This is a genomic window from Nocardia paucivorans NBRC 100373, from assembly GCF_000308675.1.
GTDB classification, from domain to species: domain Bacteria; phylum Actinomycetota; class Actinomycetes; order Mycobacteriales; family Mycobacteriaceae; genus Nocardia; species Nocardia paucivorans.
The window spans coordinates 1-19,018 of the sequence record NZ_BAGE01000036.1 but is presented as its reverse complement, the minus strand read 5'-3'; the positions used below and the strand labels follow the sequence as shown (position 1 = coordinate 19,018).

Annotated in this window: 18 protein-coding genes; 1 reads left to right on the top strand and 17 read right to left on the bottom strand. The window is 68.2% G+C overall.

The window, feature by feature from the left end; all coding sequences use genetic code 11:
* Positions 1-17 precede the first annotated feature (17 nt).
* From der to steA, 11 genes are all read right to left on the bottom strand, one after another.
* On the bottom strand, positions 18-1,442 hold the full coding sequence (gene der, locus ON32_RS09045) for a ribosome biogenesis GTPase Der (RefSeq protein ID WP_040790385.1): 1,425 nt from the start codon (positions 1,440-1,442) through the stop codon (positions 18-20).
* Positions 1,439-2,116 carry a (d)CMP kinase gene (cmk, locus tag ON32_RS09040; RefSeq protein WP_040790405.1) on the bottom strand — a complete coding sequence of 226 codons (678 nt, stop codon included), beginning with the start codon at positions 2,114-2,116 and terminating at the stop codon, positions 1,439-1,441. Before cmk ends, der begins: the two co-directional genes overlap by 4 nt.
* 65 nt (positions 2,117-2,181) lie before the next feature.
* Complete coding sequence (locus ON32_RS09035) at positions 2,182-3,234, bottom strand: pseudouridine synthase (RefSeq protein ID WP_083874245.1); 1,053 nt, start codon at positions 3,232-3,234, stop codon at positions 2,182-2,184.
* Between the two features lie 14 nt (positions 3,235-3,248).
* Positions 3,249-3,941: an SMC-Scp complex subunit ScpB gene (gene scpB / locus ON32_RS09030; protein ID WP_051133035.1), complete on the bottom strand. Its 693-nt coding sequence runs from the start codon at positions 3,939-3,941 to the stop codon at positions 3,249-3,251.
* Positions 3,938-4,843, bottom strand: coding sequence for a segregation and condensation protein A (locus ON32_RS09025; RefSeq protein ID WP_040790384.1), 906 nt, complete (start codon positions 4,841-4,843; stop codon positions 3,938-3,940). Before ON32_RS09025 ends, scpB begins: the two co-directional genes overlap by 4 nt.
* On the bottom strand, positions 4,840-5,673 hold the full coding sequence (locus ON32_RS09020; protein ID WP_245550902.1) for a ParA family protein: 834 nt from the start codon (positions 5,671-5,673) through the stop codon (positions 4,840-4,842). The genes ON32_RS09025 and ON32_RS09020 overlap by 4 nt, the downstream gene beginning before the upstream one ends.
* A gap of 379 nt (positions 5,674-6,052) precedes the next feature.
* A complete protein-coding gene (gene xerD, locus ON32_RS09015) occupies positions 6,053-6,991 on the bottom strand; it encodes a site-specific tyrosine recombinase XerD (protein WP_040790382.1) in 939 nt (312 codons plus the stop codon).
* A 12-nt stretch (positions 6,992-7,003) separates the two neighbouring features.
* Complete coding sequence (locus ON32_RS09010; RefSeq protein ID WP_373284285.1) at positions 7,004-7,675, bottom strand: NUDIX domain-containing protein; 672 nt, start codon at positions 7,673-7,675, stop codon at positions 7,004-7,006.
* The gene (pyrG, locus tag ON32_RS09005) at positions 7,672-9,396 is read right to left on the bottom strand and encodes a CTP synthase (RefSeq protein WP_040790381.1); all 1,725 of its coding nucleotides are present in this window, start codon (positions 9,394-9,396) and stop codon (positions 7,672-7,674) included. The genes ON32_RS09010 and pyrG overlap by 4 nt, the downstream gene beginning before the upstream one ends.
* 50 nt (positions 9,397-9,446) lie before the next feature.
* Complete coding sequence (locus ON32_RS09000) at positions 9,447-10,427, bottom strand: copper transporter (protein ID WP_051133041.1); 981 nt, start codon at positions 10,425-10,427, stop codon at positions 9,447-9,449.
* The gene (steA, locus tag ON32_RS08995; protein ID WP_040790380.1) at positions 10,424-11,638 is read right to left on the bottom strand and encodes a putative cytokinetic ring protein SteA; all 1,215 of its coding nucleotides are present in this window, start codon (positions 11,636-11,638) and stop codon (positions 10,424-10,426) included. Before steA ends, ON32_RS09000 begins: the two co-directional genes overlap by 4 nt.
* 413 nt (positions 11,639-12,051) lie before the next feature.
* Between steA and ON32_RS08990 the strand changes: the two genes are divergently transcribed.
* A complete protein-coding gene (locus ON32_RS08990) occupies positions 12,052-12,471 on the top strand; it encodes an SRPBCC family protein (RefSeq protein WP_040790379.1) in 420 nt (139 codons plus the stop codon).
* A 105-nt stretch (positions 12,472-12,576) separates the two neighbouring features.
* On the opposite strand, the gene recN is transcribed toward ON32_RS08990, so the two are convergent.
* The 6 genes from recN to ON32_RS30795 all read right to left on the bottom strand — a co-directional run bounded on the left by recN (position 12,577) and on the right by ON32_RS30795 (position 18,843).
* Entirely contained in the window at positions 12,577-14,358 is a 1,782-nt protein-coding gene (recN, locus tag ON32_RS08985) for a DNA repair protein RecN (RefSeq protein ID WP_040790400.1), read from the bottom strand.
* A complete protein-coding gene (locus ON32_RS08980; RefSeq protein ID WP_040790378.1) occupies positions 14,336-15,298 on the bottom strand; it encodes an NAD kinase in 963 nt (320 codons plus the stop codon). Before ON32_RS08980 ends, recN begins: the two co-directional genes overlap by 23 nt.
* Positions 15,295-16,116 carry a TlyA family RNA methyltransferase gene (locus ON32_RS08975; RefSeq protein ID WP_040790377.1) on the bottom strand — a complete coding sequence of 274 codons (822 nt, stop codon included), beginning with the start codon at positions 16,114-16,116 and terminating at the stop codon, positions 15,295-15,297. Before ON32_RS08975 ends, ON32_RS08980 begins: the two co-directional genes overlap by 4 nt.
* Position 16,117: 1 nt before the next feature.
* Complete coding sequence (locus ON32_RS08970) at positions 16,118-16,393, bottom strand: hypothetical protein (protein WP_051133034.1); 276 nt, start codon at positions 16,391-16,393, stop codon at positions 16,118-16,120.
* A gap of 13 nt (positions 16,394-16,406) precedes the next feature.
* Positions 16,407-17,291, bottom strand: coding sequence for an HAD-IIA family hydrolase (locus ON32_RS08965; protein ID WP_040790375.1), 885 nt, complete (start codon positions 17,289-17,291; stop codon positions 16,407-16,409).
* 199 nt (positions 17,292-17,490) lie between these two features.
* Positions 17,491-18,843, bottom strand: a complete 1,353-nt coding sequence (locus tag ON32_RS30795; protein WP_373284284.1) for a hypothetical protein — start codon at positions 18,841-18,843, stop codon at positions 17,491-17,493.
* Between the last annotated feature and the right edge of the window lie 175 nt (positions 18,844-19,018).

The following is a 19,018-nucleotide window of genomic DNA, read 5'->3' as shown; positions in this document are numbered from 1 at the left end:
GTGTCGCCGCTCACATGCTATTTCCGGGGACGCTTCTCCCGTACCCGCACCGATATTCGCAGGGGCGAACCGGCAAAACCGAACTCCTCCCGCAGCCGCCGCTCCAGGAACCGTCGATATCCCGCCTCCAGGAAACCGGTGGTGAACAGCACGAACGTAGGGGGACGGGTACCGGCCTGGGTGGCGAAGAGTACGCGTGGCAGCCGGCCGCCGCGCATCGGCGGCGGGGTGGCGGCGACAACTTCCTTCAACCAGGCATTCAACCGTCCGGTCGGGATGCGTTTGTCCCAGGACTCCAGGGCGGTTTCCATGGCGGGCACCAGTTTCTGCACCGCTCGTCCCGTTTGCGCGGAAACATTGACCCGCTGCGCCCACGGCACCCGCACCAGCTCGCGGTCCACCTCCCACTCCAACTGCAGGCGCCGGTCCTCGTCGACCAGATCCCATTTGTTGAACGCCAGCACCAATGCCCGGCCGGAATCGGCGACCATGCCGATCACCCGCAGATCCTGTTCGGTGATCGGCTGGGACGCGTCGATGAGCATGATGGCCACTTCGGACGCCTCCAGCGCCGCTCTGGTGCGCAGCGAGGCATAGAACTCGGTGCCGCCGGCGGTGGTCACCTTGCGCCGCAACCCGGCGGTGTCGACGAACCGCCACACCTTGCCGCCCAGCTCGACCAGTGAATCGACCGGGTCGACGGTGGTGCCCGCGACATCGTGCACCACCGACCGCTCATCGCCGGTGAGCTTGTTCAACAGACTGGATTTGCCCACATTCGGTTTGCCGACCAGCGCCACCCGTCGCGGTCCGGGACCGCGACCACGGTCGCGCGGCGTCTCCGGCAGCACCTCGAGCACATCGTCGAGCAGATCCCCGGTGCCCCGACCGTGCGCGGCCGACACCATCCGTGGCTCGCCCAGGCCCAGCGACCACAGCGCGGCCGCGTCCGCTTCCAGGCGTTCGTCGTCGACCTTGTTCGCCACCAGGATCACCGGGGTCTTCGCCCGTCGCAGCACCTTCACCGCGGCCTCGTCGGTGGCGGTGGCGCCGACGACGGCGTCCACCACGAACAGGATCGCGTCGGCGCTGTGCATGGCCAGTTCGGCCTGCCGCGCCACCGACTGTTGCAACCCCTTGGCGTCCGGCTCCCACCCGCCGGTGTCCTGCACCAGGAACCGGCGCCCCGCCCAGCTCGCCTCATAGGTGACCCGGTCGCGGGTCACCCCGGGAACATCCTCCACCACGGCCTCACGGCGACCCAGGATCCGGTTCACCAGGGTCGATTTACCCACATTCGGACGGCCGACCACCGCCAGCGTGGGCATCGGCACCTGATCGGCCACTTCCGGATCGCCCGCGAAATCCGTGATCTCCCACTCGGATTCTTCGCTCCATACGCCGTCCCCGGCGAGCACGTCGCCGGTCGTGTCCGCGCTCATTCGCCCACTCCCCGGTTTCTCGCCGAAATCTGTCGCGCCACCACGCGATACAGCTCCTCGATGACCTCGTCCATGGTCAGTTCACTGGTGTCGACCAGCACCGCGTCGGCGGCCGGCCGCAGCGGCGACACCGCGCGGGTCGAGTCGAGCCGGTCCCGTCGCTGCACATCGGCGAGCACCCCGGCGTAGTCGTCGCCTCGACCCTCGGCGATGTTCTGCTGGTTGCGGCGCCACGCGCGCGCCTCCGCCGAGGCGGTCAGATAGATCTTGGCGTCGGCGTCGGGCAGTACGACGGTGCCGATATCGCGCCCTTCGACCACGATGCGTCCGGCCCCGGCCACGATCTCGCGCTGCAGCGCCACCAACAGTTCCCGCACCTCCGGCACGGCCGAGACCGCGGACACCGCCGCGGTCACCGCCCCACCGCGGATCTCGGCGGCGACGTTCTCGCCGTCCAGTTCGATCGTTTCCCGTTCCGGGTCGGTGCCGATACGCAGCGGCAGTTCCTTGACCGCCGCCGTCACCGCCGCCGGATCGGCCGGATCGATCCCGGCGCGCAGCACCTGCAGGGTGGCGACCCGATACATGGCACCGGTATCGAGATAGGCGGCGCCCAGTCGCGCCGCCAACCGGCGCGACACACTGGATTTACCGGTTCCCGAGGGACCGTCCATGGCGATGGTCAACGGTCCCGTCCCGGACAGCTGTCCGGGGATCTCGACCGGAATCTCCACACCGTTCACAAAGACACCGCCTCATAGAGTTTGCCGATTTCGTCGCGGCCGAGCACCCGCAGCGTGCCCGGCCGTTGCTCGCCCAGCGCCACCGGGCCGATATGGGTGCGCACCAGCCGGATCACCGGATGCCCGACCGCGTCCAACAGTCGGCGCACAATGTGCTTGCGGCCCTCGTGCAGCACCACCTTCACCAGTGATCGGCCCTCGCCCAGCTCCAGGACCTGGAACCGGTCCGCCGCCGCGGGACCGTCTTCGAGTTTCACCCCTTCGCGCAGGGTCTTGCCCACCGAACGCGGCACCTCACCGTGCACGGTCGCCAGGTAGGTCTTGGATATCCGGTACGACGGATGCATGAGCCGGTGCGCGAGATCACCGTCGTTGGTCAGCAGCAGCAGACCTTCGGTGTCGGCGTCCAGTCGCCCTACATGGAACAGTCGCTGTCCGGCCGCCACCCGCTCGGCGACGATATCGCCGACGCAGGGACGACCGAGATCATCGGACATGGTCGACTGCCAGCCCTTGGGCTTGTTGAGCGCCAGATACACCAGCTCGTCGCGCACCACCACCCGGGTGCCGTCGACCCGCACCACCGCCCGCGACGGATCGATGCGCAGCCCCTGCTCGCGGACGATGATCCCATCCACCTCGACCCGGCCCTGAGCGATCAGCTCCTCGGCCGCCCGACGGGAGGCGACACCGGCCTTGGCCAGTACCTTCTGCAGCCGCTCGCCCTCCCCCCAGGGCAGTTTGGTGTGGGTGGGTTCGGCCGGTTCCACATTCTGGTGTCGGGCCGGTTTGGCATTGCTCAGCTGCGGCGGCCCACCGGCCCGCCGCTTCGATCCGGCCGGTTTCCCGGCGCCCGAGCGGGGCTGGGGCGCACCCGTGCGACGCGACGCGGCGCCGGCGGCCCGTACATCGCGGCCGCTGCGCTGGGTGTCCCGGGCACCGCGTCGGCCGTCCCGTCCTTCGCGCGCAACGCCACGGCGACCCGCGCCGGGCTCCTCGCCTCGTCTTCTTCGTTCCGGTGTGCCATCTCGGCGAGCGGAGGTATTCACGTGTGTTCGTCCTGTCAGTCCTCGGCGCCGAGGTCGAGATCGTCCTCGGCGGGTTTGCGCAGCCTGGTGTAACGGGGGTCCGTTTCCAGGCTCTCGTTGATCTCATCGATCAGGTCGACGCCCGGTAGCAGCGGCGCCAGCGGAGGCAGATCGCTCAACGACGCCAAACCGATCCGCTCCAGGAACAGTTCGGTGGTGCGATAGAGCGTGCCGTTGGTTTCCGGGTCGGTACCCGCCTCGGCGATCAGGCCCCTGGCCAACAGGGTGCGCATCACACCGTCGACGTTCACCCCGCGCACCGCGCTCACCCGGGCTCGGGTCACCGGCTGACGATATGCCACCACCGCCAAGGTTTCCAACGCGGCCCTGGTCAACCTCGTCCGAGCGCCGTCGAGCAGCATCCGCTCCACATACGGCGCGTACTCGTTGCGAGTATAGAAGCGCCAACCGTCGCCGACGAAACGCAGGTCGATTCCGCTGCGCCGGGCGGTCAGTTCCGCCGACATCTCCCGCAATACCCGTTCCACCCGTTCGGCGGAATCGTCCAGGGCGGCGGCGAGTTGTTCGACGGGGGCCGGACTGTCCACCACGAGCAGCATCGACTCCAGGGCGGAACGGAGTTCATCGTCGTCGAGCGGTTCGGGTTCACCGAACGATCCGGGAGCGCCCGACGAACCGGGCGCCGACCTCGACACTGTTTCGGTCATCCGTAATCCTCTTCGATAGTCATCGGCGCCGCGGCGCCCGCCCCGGGTTCCTCCCCGGTCCAACTCACCGCGAGCGGCCCCAGCGGATCGGGCTGGTCGAACTCGATCGCCCTGCCGCGGTAGAGCTCGAGCAATGCCAAAAACCGCGCCACGATCTCGATCGGTTCCGAGCAGCCGGCCACGAGCTCGGCAAAACTCGTCCAGCCACCCGGCCCGCGCTGTTTGAGCATGTCCAATACGATCGCGGCCTGGTCGGCCACCGACACCGCATGTGCATGCAGATGGTCCAATCCCACCTTGGGCACGGGCCGGGGCCGAAACGCCGCCGCGGCGATCTCGGCGAGACCGGCCGCATCAACTCCGAGGGTAACCTCCGGCAGTAGACCGGCGTATCGCTCTTCCAGCGCGACCGCCCGCGGATACCGGCGCAGAGCCGCCGCCTCCAGTTCCCCGAGCAGTTCGGCGACCTGTTTGAACGCCCGATACTGCAGTAGGCGGGCGAACAGCAGGTCACGTGCCTCCAACAGTTCCAGGTCCTCGGCGTCGGTCATCTCCCCGGAGGGCAGCAGCCGCGCCGCCTTCAGATCCAGCAGAGTGGAGGCGACCACCAGGAATTCGGTGGTCTGGTCCAGGATCTTGTCGGCCCGTAGCGTTCCCTGCTGCGTCAACCCGGCGGTCAGTGCCTTGGTGTAGGCGATGAACTCGTCGGTGACCTGATGCAGGGCCACCTCGGTCACATCCAGCCGTCGCTGGGAGATCAGCGTCAACAGCAGGTCGAACGGCCCTTCGAAATTGCTCAGCCGCAGATGGAAACCACCCGGGCGCTCCGACTCGGTGCTCGGGACCGGGGTGGGTTCGGCGGGCGTTTCGGTGGTCGGTGCGGGGTCGCGTTCCCCGCTCACCGGCCCGACCGGTGAATGACTTCCCGCGCCATCGCCCGATACGCCTCGGCTCCCCCGGACCTCGGCGCCCAGGTGGTGATCGGCTCGCCGGCGACACTGGCATCGGGGAAGCGCACGGTACGCGCGATCGCGGTGTCGTACACCAGATCGCCGAACACCTCCACCACCCGCGCCATCACCTGGCGAGAATGCAGCAGCCTGGCATCGAACATGGTGACCAGGATGCCGTACAGGCTCAACCGGTTGTTGATCCGAGCGCGCACCTTCTCCACGGTATCGGTGAGCAGCGCCAACCCACGCAACGAGAAGTACTCGCATTCCATCGGGATGATCACCCCGTCGGAGCAGGCGAGCGCGTTCACGGTGAGCAGACCCAGTGACGGCTGACAGTCGATGAGGATGTAGTCGTAGTTCCCGCGCACCGGTTCCAACGCCCGGCCCAGCGACTGCTCCCGCCCCACCTCGTTGACGAGCTGGATCTCCGCCGCCGACAGATCGATATTGCTCGGCAGCAGATCCATGTTCTCGACCTTGGTCTGCATGAGCACGTCATCGATACTGCAGGGGGAACCGATCAGCAGGTTGTGCACGGTCAACTCGAGATCGTGGTGCGCCACCCCGAGCCCCGCCGACAGCGCGCCCTGCGGGTCCAGATCCACCAGCAGCACCCGCCGCCCGTATTCGGCCAACGCGGCACCGAGGTTGATGGTCGAGGTGGTTTTGCCGACCCCGCCTTTCTGGTTGCACATGGCCACGATCAAGGCGTCACCGTGGTGCGTCGCCGGCGGTGGGTCGGGCACCAGGCGCAGAGGGCGCCCGGTCGGTCCCAGCGTGGCGTCGGCGGGGACGGGTTCGGGTCCCGTACCCCATACCGACGCGGCCCGTTCGTCGGGGTCGACGGCCGCCCGGTCGACCTTAAGCGGCTCCGGGCCGGCACCCCTCGGCGATTCCGCCGCTCCGGCTGTCGTCACGATCCGCTGCTCCTTATACGTTCCTGCCCGTCGCCTCGTCGAGCGTAACGAGACCGACAAGGGATGGCCTCGCTTTCGCCACGGTCCGGCTCTCGGTAGACGCTACCGCTTGACCGCACTCGCGCGCCGCGCGTGCGTGCGGCGTGTTCGGTGCGGCGCCGCACGGCAGTTACCGAAACGCTACCGAGTCCTGGATATCACGCGAGACCCGCGGCGTCGAAACATGTCCGAAGCAACATCATCGGGCCCGCGGATGCGCCGTCGCCCAGACCTCCCGCAATGTCCCGACCGTGACGAGGGTGTAGATCTGCGTCGTGGTCACCGAGGCGTGTCCGAGCAGCTCCTGCACCACCCGCACATCCGCGCCACCGTCCAGGAGGTGGGTGGCGAAGGAGTGCCGCAGCGTATGCGGCGAAACATTCGCGGTGACCCCCGCATGTTCGGCGGCGCGGCGCAACACCTGCCAGGCGCTCTGTCGGGACAGGCGTCCCCCGCGCGCATTGAGAAACAGCGCCCCCGCGCCCCCGGCGGTCCGGGTGGAGCGGCGGGCCGCCAGCACGGGCCGTCCCCGCACCAGATAGGCGTCCACCGCCGCCAACGCGGGCCGCCCCACCGGAACCAGACGCTGTTTGCCCCCCTTACCGCGGAGAACCACCGTGCGTTCGGTGGTGTCGAGATCATCCAGATCCAGACCCACCGTTTCCGATATCCGCGCCCCCGTCGAATACAGCAGCTCCAACAACGCCCGATCCCGCAGCCCCCGCGCTGCCCCCGCCCCATCGGACCCGGTATCTGCCCCGGCCGCTTCCAGAACCCGCAGCACCTGCTCGTAGGGCAATGCCTTGGGCAGCCGCCGACCCGGCGCGGGTGGTTTCACCTCGCGGGCCACATCGACGCCGACCAGCCCCTCGGCGGCCGCGAACCGATGTAGACCGCGCACCGCTATGAGCGCCCTCGCCACCGATCCGGGTGCCAGCGGCGGGTGCTCGCCGCCCCCGCGCAACGCCATCGTGAACTCGGCGATATCGCTCTCGGTGACCCGCTCCAGGTCCACGATCCCCCGGGCGGCCAGAAAATCCCGGTAACGACCCAGATCCCGGCGATAGGCGGCCAGGGTGTTGCGCGCCGCGCCCCGTTCGACCGCCAGATGGTCGAGGAAGGCATCGACCTCCCGCACCGTCGGGCCCCGTCAGTCTTCGGACCGATGTGCCGCCTGACGGCGCAGCAGGGCCGTGGGCTGTCCCGGCCATGGGGCGTCCGCCGGCCGTAGGGGGAGATTCCCCGATTCGACGGCGGACAACGCGAGCAGGCCCGCCACCGCGGTGGCGTTCACGATCTGTCCGGCCAATGTGGCGCGCACCGCCTCGGCCACCGGCATCCGCACCAGTTCCAGGTCGGCTTCCTCCAACTCCGGATCCGGTCGATGGGTGTCGTGGAGACCGCGCGCCAGATACACCCGCAGCGCTTCGTCGGTGAATCCCGGCGACAACGCCACGTCCACCAGGACCGACCAGTCACGGGCCGCCAGACCGGTCTCCTCCGCCAGTTCCCGCCGCGCCGCGTCCAGGGGATCCTCCCCCGGCACGTCGAGCAAACCGGCCGGCAGCTCCAGCAGCCGCTCACCGAGCGGATGCCGGTACTGCCGGATCAGCACGACCGAACCGTTGTCGTCGACCGCGCACACCGCCACCGCACCGTGGTGTTCCACCACCTCGCGCTCGGCGATCCGGCCGCCGGGCATCCGGACCCGGTCCACGCGCAACGCCAGAATCGCCCCCGAATACACCGTCCGGCTGGACACCGTGTCGAACTCGTGGCTGCCCGGCACCGGCCGCGCCGGATCCTCGGGCCCCGCCGTCACGACGCCCGCTCGGCGGTTGCGGCCAGTTCCTCGCCGGGGATGTCGACCGGAAGCCGTTCGGCCGCCTTGTATTTCAGCGCGGCCGCGATGAGCTCCACGAACAGCGGATGCGGACGGGTGGGGCGGCTCTTCAGCTCCGGGTGGGCCTGGGTGCCGACGAAGAACGGATGTTTGTCGGCGGGCAGTTCGACGAATTCCACCAGCAGCCCGTCCGGGGAGGTGCCGCTGAACCGCAGCCCGCTGGTGGCGATCTTGTCCCGGTAGGCGTTGTTCACCTCATAGCGGTGCCGGTGCCGTTCGGAAACATGTTCGGTGCCGTAGGCGCGGGCCACCACCGATCCCTTCTCCAATACCGCCGGATAGGCGCCGAGCCGCATGGTGCCACCCAGATCGGCCTCCCCGGCCACCGCCAGCTTCTGGTCGGCCATGGTGGAGATCACCGGGTGCTCGGCATCCGGTTCGAACTCGGTGGAATTGGCCTCCACCAGCCCGACGGAACGAGCGGCCTCGATCACCATGCACTGCAACCCCAGGCACAGGCCGAGCAACGGCAGCCCTTGGGTGCGGGCGTAGCGGATGGCACCGACCTTGCCCTCGATACCGCGGATTCCGAACCCACCGGGAATCAGCACCGCGTCCACGTCACGCAACGCCGCCTGCGCCCCCGCCGGGGTCTCGCAGTCGTCGGAACGCACCCAACGGATGCTCACCTTCGCCCGATTGGCGAATCCACCCGCCCGCAGCGCCTCGGTGACCGACAGATAGGCATCGGGCAGGTCCACGTATTTACCGACGAGCGCGACCTCCACCGTCTCCCGTGGTGCGTGCACCCGTTCCAACAGATCACCCCATACCGTCCAGTCCACATCCCGGAACGGCAGACCCAGCTTGCGCACCACATAGGCGTCGAGACCCTCGCGGTGCAGCACCTTCGGAATGTCGTAGATGGACGGAGCATCAGGGGTGGAGATACAGGCGTCGACGTCCACGTCGCACATGAGCGCGATCTTGCTCTTGAGTCCCTCCGGAACATCGCGGTCGCAACGCAGGATCAGCGCGTCGGGCTGGATGCCGATACTGCGCAGCGCGGCCACCGAATGCTGGGTGGGCTTGGTCTTGAGTTCCCCGGACGGCGCCAGATACGGCACCAACGACACATGCAGGAAGAACACATTGTCGCGCCCCACATCGTGCCGGATCTGACGCGCGGCCTCCAGGAAGGGCTGGGATTCGATATCACCGACCGTACCGCCGATCTCGGTGATCACCACATCCGGTTCCTGCCCCTGCAGATCCGGACCGCGCATGGCCATGACGCGCGCCTTGATCTCATCGGTGATATGCGGGATGACCTGCACCGTATCGCCCAGGTATTCACCGCGACGCTCTTTGGCGATCACCGAGGAGTAGATCTGACCGGTGGTGACATTGGCGTCCTTGGACAGGTCCCGATCGAGAAAACGCTCGTAGTGCCCGACATCGAGGTCGGTCTCGGCGCCGTCCTCGGTGACGAAGACCTCACCGTGTTGGAACGGATTCATGGTGCCGGGATCGACGTTCAAATACGGGTCCAGTTTCTGCATGGTGACCCGCAAACCCCGCGCGGTCAGCAACTGGCCGAGGCTGGAGGCGGTGAGACCCTTACCGAGCGAGGAGGCGACGCCACCGCTGACGAAAATGTGTTTGGTGGCCGTGCGCGCCTGAATCCGTGTTTGACCCACGGGTCTTCACGGTAACACGGAATCGACCGGACAATGCGTGCCACTCCTGGTTAGCCACTCGATCGCTCCGCGATTGCCGGGCCCGTTCCCGGTTCCGGTACCGCGGCGAGAGTGAGGGCGCTTGCCTGCTCTCCGGTGCCGTATCGCCCGGCGCGTCCGGTGAGCTGCTCGGACAATGCCAAGGCGGTGGTGACCCGACCGATACCGCGGTCGAGGTTGTCGACGGTGCTCACCGCTGCGGCCAGAGCGGCATCGGAACGGATCACCGCCAACGGCCCGGCGGCCTCGGTCGCCGCCGTGCGATCCGCCACCACCACCGCCGAACCGCGTTCCCGCAGCGCGCCCGCGAACCGGGCGATCACCTCCCCACCGGTGCGCGTCCCCCCACCACCGACGATCACGGCAGTCTGAGCGGGCCGCACCGATTCAACCCCACCGTTTCCGTAGTCGAGGAAACCACCACCGCGCAGGGTTTCCAGCGCCAGCCGCAATTCCTCCGGCGTGCTGCGCGGTTGCCGGTTCGCCGGGTCGAGCAGGAGCACGAGCCCCAACAGATCCCCGGCGAGACTGCCCTGGTCGACCGCTTCGGGCCGCAACCGGGCCCCGGCCGGAATGATGTTCGTCAACGCGGTCCGCATCCGGTCACCCGCCGAACCGGCGGCGAACGACTCGGTGAGCGCGATCCGGCCGGTGATCTCGGCACCCGCGGTCCGCAATACCTCGAGCACTCCGTCGACATCGGCCGGCACGGCGTCGGGGGTGGTGAACACCAGCACGCTGCGGTCGGTCAATGTGCCCGCGAGAATCCGATCCGCCGCCCGGGTGACGAACGTCTCGGCGCTGTCGATCCGATCTGACAGGGCGGCGTTGCGCTCCCGCTCCGTATCGAGCCGGTCCTGTAGATCCGCCTTGTCCGAGCGCAGTCCCGACAACATGTCCGCCGCGAAGGTTTGTGCGCCGAGCACCACGCCGACCGCCAGCGCCAGGAAAACGGCCACGAGCGAGGCCGTGTGATGCCGTATCGAGATCACCGCCGGATATCCCCCCACAGCGCCACCAGCCACGCCTGCGCCCGGGTCCACAGCTCGACGAACCAGTCCAACACCTCGCTGCCGCCGTGCGCCGCCGGCACCGCCACGATCACCGCGAGCAACGCCGCCAGAACCAGCAGGGCGATGACGGTGCCCGATACCCGGTTGCGGTACAGCGTGGCGACCGCGGACGCGTCCATGAGCATATGCCCCACCTTCAACCGGGTCAGGAAGGTCGCCGGACTGCTCTCCCGTCGCCCCCGGTCGAAGAACTCGTCCAACGAGGCCGCCGCACCCGCGGTGACGATCAGCGACGCCCCGTGGTGATGCGCCAACAACAGCGCCAGATCCGCGGGCGAACCCGAGGACGGGAAGGTGGTCGCGCCGATACCGAGATCCTGGATCCGTTCCAGCCCCTTGGCCATCCCATCGGTATCGGCGGGCAGAATCACCTCGGCCCCGGAACGTAGGGTTTTACCGGTGATCTCCTCCGGATCCCCGACGATCAGGTCCGGTCGGTACCCACGTCTCATCAAGGTGTCGGCACCGCGCCCGACCCCGATCAGGATCGGCACATACTCCTTGAGGAACGGTTTGAGCCGTTTCAGGTCGTTCTCGTGGCCGGGTCCGTCGCCGACCACCACCACATGCCGGCCGCGCATGTCCACATCCACATCAGGAACCCCGATACCGTCGATGAGCAGACCGGCCTCGGTGTGGATGAATTCGACAGTGTTACCGGCGAACGCCGCCAGATGGTCGGCAAGTCCGCTGCGCGCCTCTCGCATGCGTTCGGCGACGGCGGCGGCGTCCAGTTCGATTCCTTCGACCAGAACTTCCGGCTCCTTCTTGAGCGACCGGTCGGCGTAGACCACACCGCGGTCGATTCGGATCCGGGCGCCATCCTTGATCTTGCCGAAGGCATCGCTGCTCACCGTGTCCAGCAGTTGAATCCCATTGCTCACCAACAGTTCCGGCCCCAGATTGGGATAGCGCCCGGAAATGGAGGGCGAGGTGTTGATCACCGCGACCACCCCGGCCGCGACCAGCCGGTCGGCGGTGACCCGATCCAGGTCCATCTCATCGATCACCGCGATATCACCCGGCCCGACCCGGTCCAACAGCCGCCGGGTGTTGCGGTCGACCCGGGCGGTCCCGGTCCGACCGGGCAGCGTCTCGGTGTGCTTGGACAACAATGCCGGCATTCTCATGGCCAGATAATGTCGGCAAACCTTTCCGCAACGGTGGAGGCGCGCCGCACACCGAGGCAGGCGCGATCAACGCCCACAGCGGTTGAACTGGTCCGATGACCGATCGGCGCGAGGAATTCACCTCCCGAGGCAACACAGAGCACGAACGAAACCCGATTCATCACACCCACATCGGACATGCGGCTATCTTCTGGCTACCGATTCCACTCGCACCGTGAAACCCGAAACGAACACGAAACCCTCTCGGACACCGCAGATCCCCTCACTCGCACTCGACGGAAACCGGTCACCGCCACGGAACCACCGACCATGCCCCGCGGTCGGCCGGGTGGATATCCGTCACTCTCCGTTACGGGTGCTCCGACCCGACACGTATGCTGCCGATCACAGCTACGTTCGATCGAGGAGACTCTATGGCCAGCACCACTGTCGATGCCGTCATCGCCGCCCCGCGCGAGACCGTGTACCGACTGTTCGCCGACCGCGAGAGCATCAACCCCTACATCCCGGTCCAGGTCAAACTCGTCAAAGAGGGGCTGACCGAACGCGAAGGCGTCGGTGCGCGACACCAGATCGGCATCGGCCCGGTCGGGGTCACCGAGGAGATCACCAACCTGGTGCCGGGCGAACGGATGGAATACAAGATCGTCAAGGGCGCACCGGTGAAACGGCACGTCGGCATCATCACCTTCGCCGACGCCGAAGGCGGCACCCGCGTCTCCTACACCATGGAATCGGAGCCGAAGCTGCCCGTTCCGGCCAAGGTCCTGGAAGCCGGTCTGCGCGGCCTCATCGGCCAGTTCATCACCGCGGCCCACAAGGCCGTTCGCTGACAGATATCCGCAGTCGACAACGGAAAAGGCGCCGAGCGGGTTGTGCGCCCGATCGGCGCCCCGGGCCCGCACCCGGCCACACACCCCGAACCGGTCGGATACCCCTCAGAGCGAATTACCGGCCGTCATCCGCTCGGCCCGAGCGATGTTCAGCAGCTCCCAGGCATGTGCCCGCCCGGTTTCGGTGTCGTCGAGACCGGCCAGCATCCGGGCCAACTCCACCACCCGCTCGTCATTGGTCAACGCCCGCACCCCGGAATTGACCGTGCCGTCGCTCTCATCGGACTTGTTCACCACCAGATGGGTGTCGGCGAATGCGGCGACCTGCGGCAGATGTGTCACCACGATCACCTGATGCGTACGCGACAACCGCGCCAACCGACGGCCGATCTCCACCGCCGCCCGACCACCGACACCGGCGTCCACCTCGTCGAACACCATGGTCACCCCGTGTTCGGAACCCGCCAGCACCACTTCCAGCGCCAACATCACCCGCGACAGCTCACCGCCGGATGCGCTCTTGCTCAACGGCAGCGACTGCGCCCCCGAATGCGCCGCCAAGCGGAACTCAACCTCGTCCACCCCGGTCGCGCCGGCATGCAACTCCACCCCGTCCACGAGCAACGGCGCCGAATCCTGCGGCCCCGCGGGCATCGGCCGCACCTCCACCTCGAGCCGCGCATTCCCCATGGCCAGCCCGTTCAGCTCCGCGCTCACCGCATCGGCGAGCCGGTCTGCCGCCTCGGTCCGCGCCGCGGACAGTTTCACCGCCGCGGCCCGCACCCGATCGGCGGCACGGTCCACCTCCGCCGCCAGCGCGGCCAGTGCCTCCTCCGAAACATCCAGCGACGCCAACCGGGTGCGCGCCTCATCGGCCCATGCGATCACCCCATCGATATCGGCGGCGTATTTACGCGTCAACGATTTCAGTTCGGCCTGCCGGGTCAACATCGAATCCAATGCCCCCGGATCGGACGGCAGATCCGACAGATAACGACTCAGCTCGGTGCTCAGATCCACCACCACCGCGATCGCCTCCCCCAAACGCGGAGCCATCGCGGCCAGTTCCGGATCCTCGGCGCTCTCGAGCCGAGAACGCGCCACCCCCAGCACATCCAATGCCCCCGCCCCCTCCCCCGGACTGTCGGCGGGCCCTGCCAGGGCGTCGTGCGCGGTGGCGGCCGCGGACCGCAACGAATCCAGATCACTGAGCCGACGGATCTCCGCGACCAGGCGCTCATCCTCCCCGGGTTCGGGTGCGATGGCGTCGATTTCGGCGAGCGACCGGGTGAGCTGCTCGGCCTCCAACGCCAATTCCCGACTGCGCGCGGTACGTTCCAACAGTTCGGTACGCGCATCCAACCAAACGCGGCGCTGCTCCTGATATTCCTGTAACAGCGGCCCGACGCTTTCGGCGGCGAAACGGTCCAATGCGCTCAACTGCTGTTCGGGACGCTGCAACCGCAACTGATCGTTCTGCCCGTGCACCGTCAGCAGACCGGCGGTGAAATCGGCCAATACCGAGGCGGGAACCCCACGGCCACCCAGATGCGCGCGCGAACGCCCGTCACTGTTCACGGTGCGGATCGCGATGATACTGCCGTCGTCGTCGGGTTCGGCGGCCGCCGCTTCCAATACTTGCTCCGCCTCGGCGCGAGCGACGGCGTTCACCCCCTCGAGGGTGAACCGGCCCTCCACCACCGCCTTCGACGCACCCAGCCGCACCCGCCCCGCATCGGCACGCGCTCCGCTCAACAGATGCAGACTGGTGACCACCATCGTCTTACCCGCACCGGTCTCCCCGGTGAGCACCGTCAAACCCTCGTGGAATTGCGCGGTAGCAGTGGATATGACACCCAGGCCGTCAATCCGTATCTCTGTCAGCACGTGTGCCCTCCCGTCGGCCACGCCAGCCTGTCACCGGCAACTCGAACTTGCGCACAATCCGGTCGGCGAACGGCGCGGAATCCAACCGCACCCAGCGCACCGGCTCGGCACCGCGGACCGCTTCCACTCGGCCGCCTCGCGGCAATGCGAGAGTGCGCCTGCCATCCAGGAAAACTATCGCATCGTGGCCGGTGGCAACGGATTCGACCGCGATCCGGGACTCGGGGCTGGTCACCAGGGGTCGCGCGAACAACGCATGCGCATTACTCGGAATAACCAACAACGCTTCCAATTCCGGCCACACCACCGGTCCGCCGGCGGAGAACGCATACGCGGTGGATCCGGTCGGGGTGGCGATGAGTATCCCGTCGCAACCGTAGGACGACACCGGCCGCCCGTCCACCTCGAGCACCACCTCGAGGACCCCCATCCGGACGGCGTTCTCGATACTGGCCTCGTTGAGGGCCCAGCCTCGTTCGACGACCTCGTCGTCGACGCGCACACAAAGATCGAGCGTCATCCGCTGTTCGACGCGGTAATCGCCCCGCACCACCTGGGCCAGGGCCTCGTCCAGGTTCTCGGCCTCGGCCTCGGTGAGGAACCCGATCCGACCCAGATTGATGCCGAGCACCGGCACCGAGGCGGTACGGGCCAGTTCCGCTGCCCGCAGGAACGTTCCGTCCCCACCGAGAGCCAGCACCATCTCGCAATCCCGCGCCGCCTCCGGCTCGTGATCCACCACCCGCACCGGGTCCGCACCGGCTTCGACGCCGGTGTCGAAGCGCGTGCTGTACGCCTCGTCGGCGAGCACTCGCAGCACGATCCCGGCATCGGCGCAGATCTTGGCCACCCGATGCGCGGTCTCGATGATCTCGGCCCGGCCCGGATGCGCGACCAGCAGGATCTCCCGTGGACCGGCCCCGCCCGCCGTCGCGTTCACCGCGGCCCCTCCTCGATCGCGCGTTCGACCAGAGCCGCGACCCGGTCACCGTCGTAGTCGGTGGATCCGTCGCGGCGCAGCCACAGAAAGTATTCGACATTCCCGGACGGCCCCGGCAGCGGACTGGCCACCGCCGCCATGGTTCGCAGTCCCAGTTCCGCGGCGGACGCCGCCACCGTGCGCACCGCTTCGGCGCGCAATTCCGGATCGCGCACCACACCGCCGGAGCCTACTCGCTCCTTGCCCACCTCGAACTGCGGCTTCACCATCGGCAGCAGATCCGCCCCCGGGGCGGCGCAGTCGGCCAACGCTGGCAGCACCAGCCCCAGCGAGATGAACGACAGATCCGCGACGACCAGCTCCACCGTCCCGCCGATCGCCGCCGCGGTGAGATTGCGAACATTGGTGCGGTCGAAAACCCGCACCCGCTCGTCGTTGCGCAACCGCCACACCAACTGCCCGTAGCCGACATCGACGGCCACCACTTCCCGCGCCTGCCGCGACAGCAGCACATCGGTGAACCCGCCCGTCGAGGCGCCGGCGTCCAGACAGCGTTTCCCCGCGACCGTGAGCCCGTGCGGTTCGAACGCCTCGAGGGCGCCGAGCAGTTTGTGCGCACCGCGTGATGCCCACGACACCTCATCGGCCTGTTCACGTACCACCAGCGGGGTGTCGGCGGTGACCCCGGTCGCCGGTTTCACCGCAACGGTGCCGTTGATCAGGACGCGACCGGCCCCGATCAGCTCGACCGCGTGCTCGCGCGATCGCGCCAATCCACGCCGAACCAGTTCGGCGTCCACTCGCGCGCGCCTGGCCACCTCAGATCTTGTCCACGGTGGACAAGGCCTGGGCCAGCACGTCGTGGGCCTGTTCCAGGATGTGCGCGCGCCGAGCGAGATCGTTGCCGAAGGTATCGGCGCCGGCGGTATCCGTTCGGGAGTCGAGCTCGGCCAACAGCTCGTCGACCTCGGCTCGGATCCGTTCCGGATCGGCCGGCATACCGGTCGACTGCGCCCCGGGCAGATGATGGCCGGGCAACGGAACTCCGGACCGAGCCGGGACGGGCGGATTCGGACGGGGTGTTGAGGTACTCATCGTGGGTTCAACGCTATCGGATAACGGAACGCACCGCGCGAACCGTCACCGCCCGACCGGGATTCTCCCGCAGTCCCCGTTCGATAGCGGCGGGATCGGCGCTCTCCCCCACCACCGGCGGGTGGTTGAGCGCATCCAGTGTCTCCGCGACGTAGGTCGGCAGGTGTTCGTCCGGCAGACCGGCCAGTTCTGCCAAGGCGCCGACTCCGGTGAGCACCATCAGCGAATCCACCGATACCGCCTCTGCCCCTTCGATATCGGTGTCGAGCCGATCACCGATCACCAGCGCCTCCCGAGTACCCGCCCGTCGCAAAGCGTCCTCGAGCAGCGGCGGATACGGTTTGCCCGCCACCACCGGTTCCCGGTCCGACGCGGCCCGCAACGCGGCCACCATGGCGCCGTTACCGGGGGCCAGACCCCGTTCGTTCGGCAGCGTCCGGTCGGTATTGGCGGCCACCCACAGCGCATCGGCGCGCAGCGCATAACACGCCTCGGCCAGATCCGGCCACCCGGTGTTCGGCGAATGCCCTTGGACCACCGCCGCGGGCGCGATTTCGTCGAACCGCCGCACCGGACACAATCCCACGGCCCGCACCTCCGCCGCCAGATCCTCGGATCCCACAACCAACACCTCGGCGCCGCTGTTCAGCCGCTCGGCCAACAGCCGGGCCGCGGCCTGCGCGCTGGTGACCACATCGTCGGCGGTTGCCGTGTACCCGAGCTTCGCCAGATGTGCGGCAACCGCCCCGGGCCCCCGGCTGGCGTTGTTGGTCACATACACCAGCCGTTGATCACCGCCGGTCAGCGCCTCGGGTCCGCCCTCGATCACCGCGTCCCCGCGGTACAGCGTCCCGTCCAGATCCAGTAACAGCGCCCGGTATCGATCCCGCAGCCGCATTCGTCACTCCACTTCCCTGTTCGATTGCGCCGCCCCGACGGCGCGGTTCGGGGACCGTCCCGGATCGTTCCGGCGCAGCGATATCACCGCACCGGATCCGAGCAGACGATCCCCACCCCACAGCGCAGCGCTCCCCACTGCACAGGTCATCGACCGCCGACCCGAACGAGGGAGCGTCGGCGCATCCGGGGCGCCACCTTCACTGTTCGCCGGTCAGTTCCGCCGCTCGTTCCTCCGCATCGGTCTCTCCCTCCAGATCCGCCGCCGCCGCGTTGAGGAACCAGGTCAGCCCCTCATCGGTGCGACCGGCCGCGACGAGGGCGTCGGCGTAGGCGTAGAAGAGGCGCGCGGCCGTCGAACCGGTCCGCGCCGGATTCAACTCCGGCGTCTGTAGGGTGACCACGGCCTGGTCGTACTGCCCGAGATCCATTCGGGCACCCGCGACAACGATCCGCAACTCGGTGGCCTCGTCGCCTTGCAGGGCGCGGCCCTCCTCGCTGCGACCGATTTCGATGGCTCGCTCCGGCCGGCCCAGGCCACGTTCGCAATCGGCCATTACGGCGAGCAACCCGGACCCGCCGGCCATCCGTCGCGCGGTGCGCAGCTCCGATAATGCCTCGGCCCATTCCCCGGCGTGGTAGGCGACCACTCCGGCGGTCTCCCGCACCACCGCGATTCGGCCGGCGCGCTGCCGGGCGGCGCGCGCATGCGCCAAGGCGAGCGCGGGGTCGTCGTCGAGTAGCTGCGCCGCCATCACCAGATGGCGGGCGACGGTTTCGGCGTTGTTCTTGTCCAGGCTGAGCAGATCCCGGCGAATCGAGGAGTCGAGATCACTTGCCTGGACCTCGTCCGGCAGATCCGGTTCATCGGGGCGCGGCGGCCGACGATCGAAACCACGACCGCTTCCTTCACCTCCGCGACGCCGCGGTTGTCCGTCACGTTCCTTTCGCTCACCACCGAACGGTGGACGCCCACCCGCACCGCGGTTGTCGTCCCGGTGGCCGGTTTCCCGCCGCGGCCGATCCTCTTCCCGGTCTCGCCTGCTCCATGATCCGCCCGCGCCGCGGTCACCACGTGGTCCGCCGTCCCTGCTTCCGCTGTCACTACGTCGCGGCCGATCCTCGCTCCGTCCGGCCCCACGGGTTCCCGCGTCACCGCGGTCCTCGAAACGGCCCCGATCGCCCCCGGCGCGCTCCGGGCGGGCCGTATTCCACCGATCTCCGGACCGTCCTTCGTCGTTTCGGCTCCACGACTTGCCACCCGCGGAGGAACCGTTACGGCCGAAACCACGCCGGTCACCCGCACCGGTAGCGCCCTGTCCCCGTTCGCGGCGCCGGTCATCGGACTCGGATTCGGCCCGCGGACCGCCCCGCCCACGTTCGGACCATCGGGAATCGTCCCGCCGTCGTTCCCCGCCGCCACGGCGACGATCATCCCGGTCTTTGCCACCGTTACCACGGTCCGGCCGGTCGACGTTCTCACCGCGGTGGGCGAAGCCCGGGGCGGGAGAATTACGCCGGAACGGTTTCCGACCGTCGTTCTCTTCCGGCACGGTGGGTTCCCTTTCTCGAATGACATGAATCTGCCGACTCCGCCGTCGACAGTTGTTCCACTGTTGTCCTGCCCGTGAAAGATTACGGCCGGCCCGAGCCGCCGCTGCGGCCGGCCCACACGGCGAAACAGTGCATAAACGACGATAGGGGACCCGGTGAGGGGTCCCCTATCGT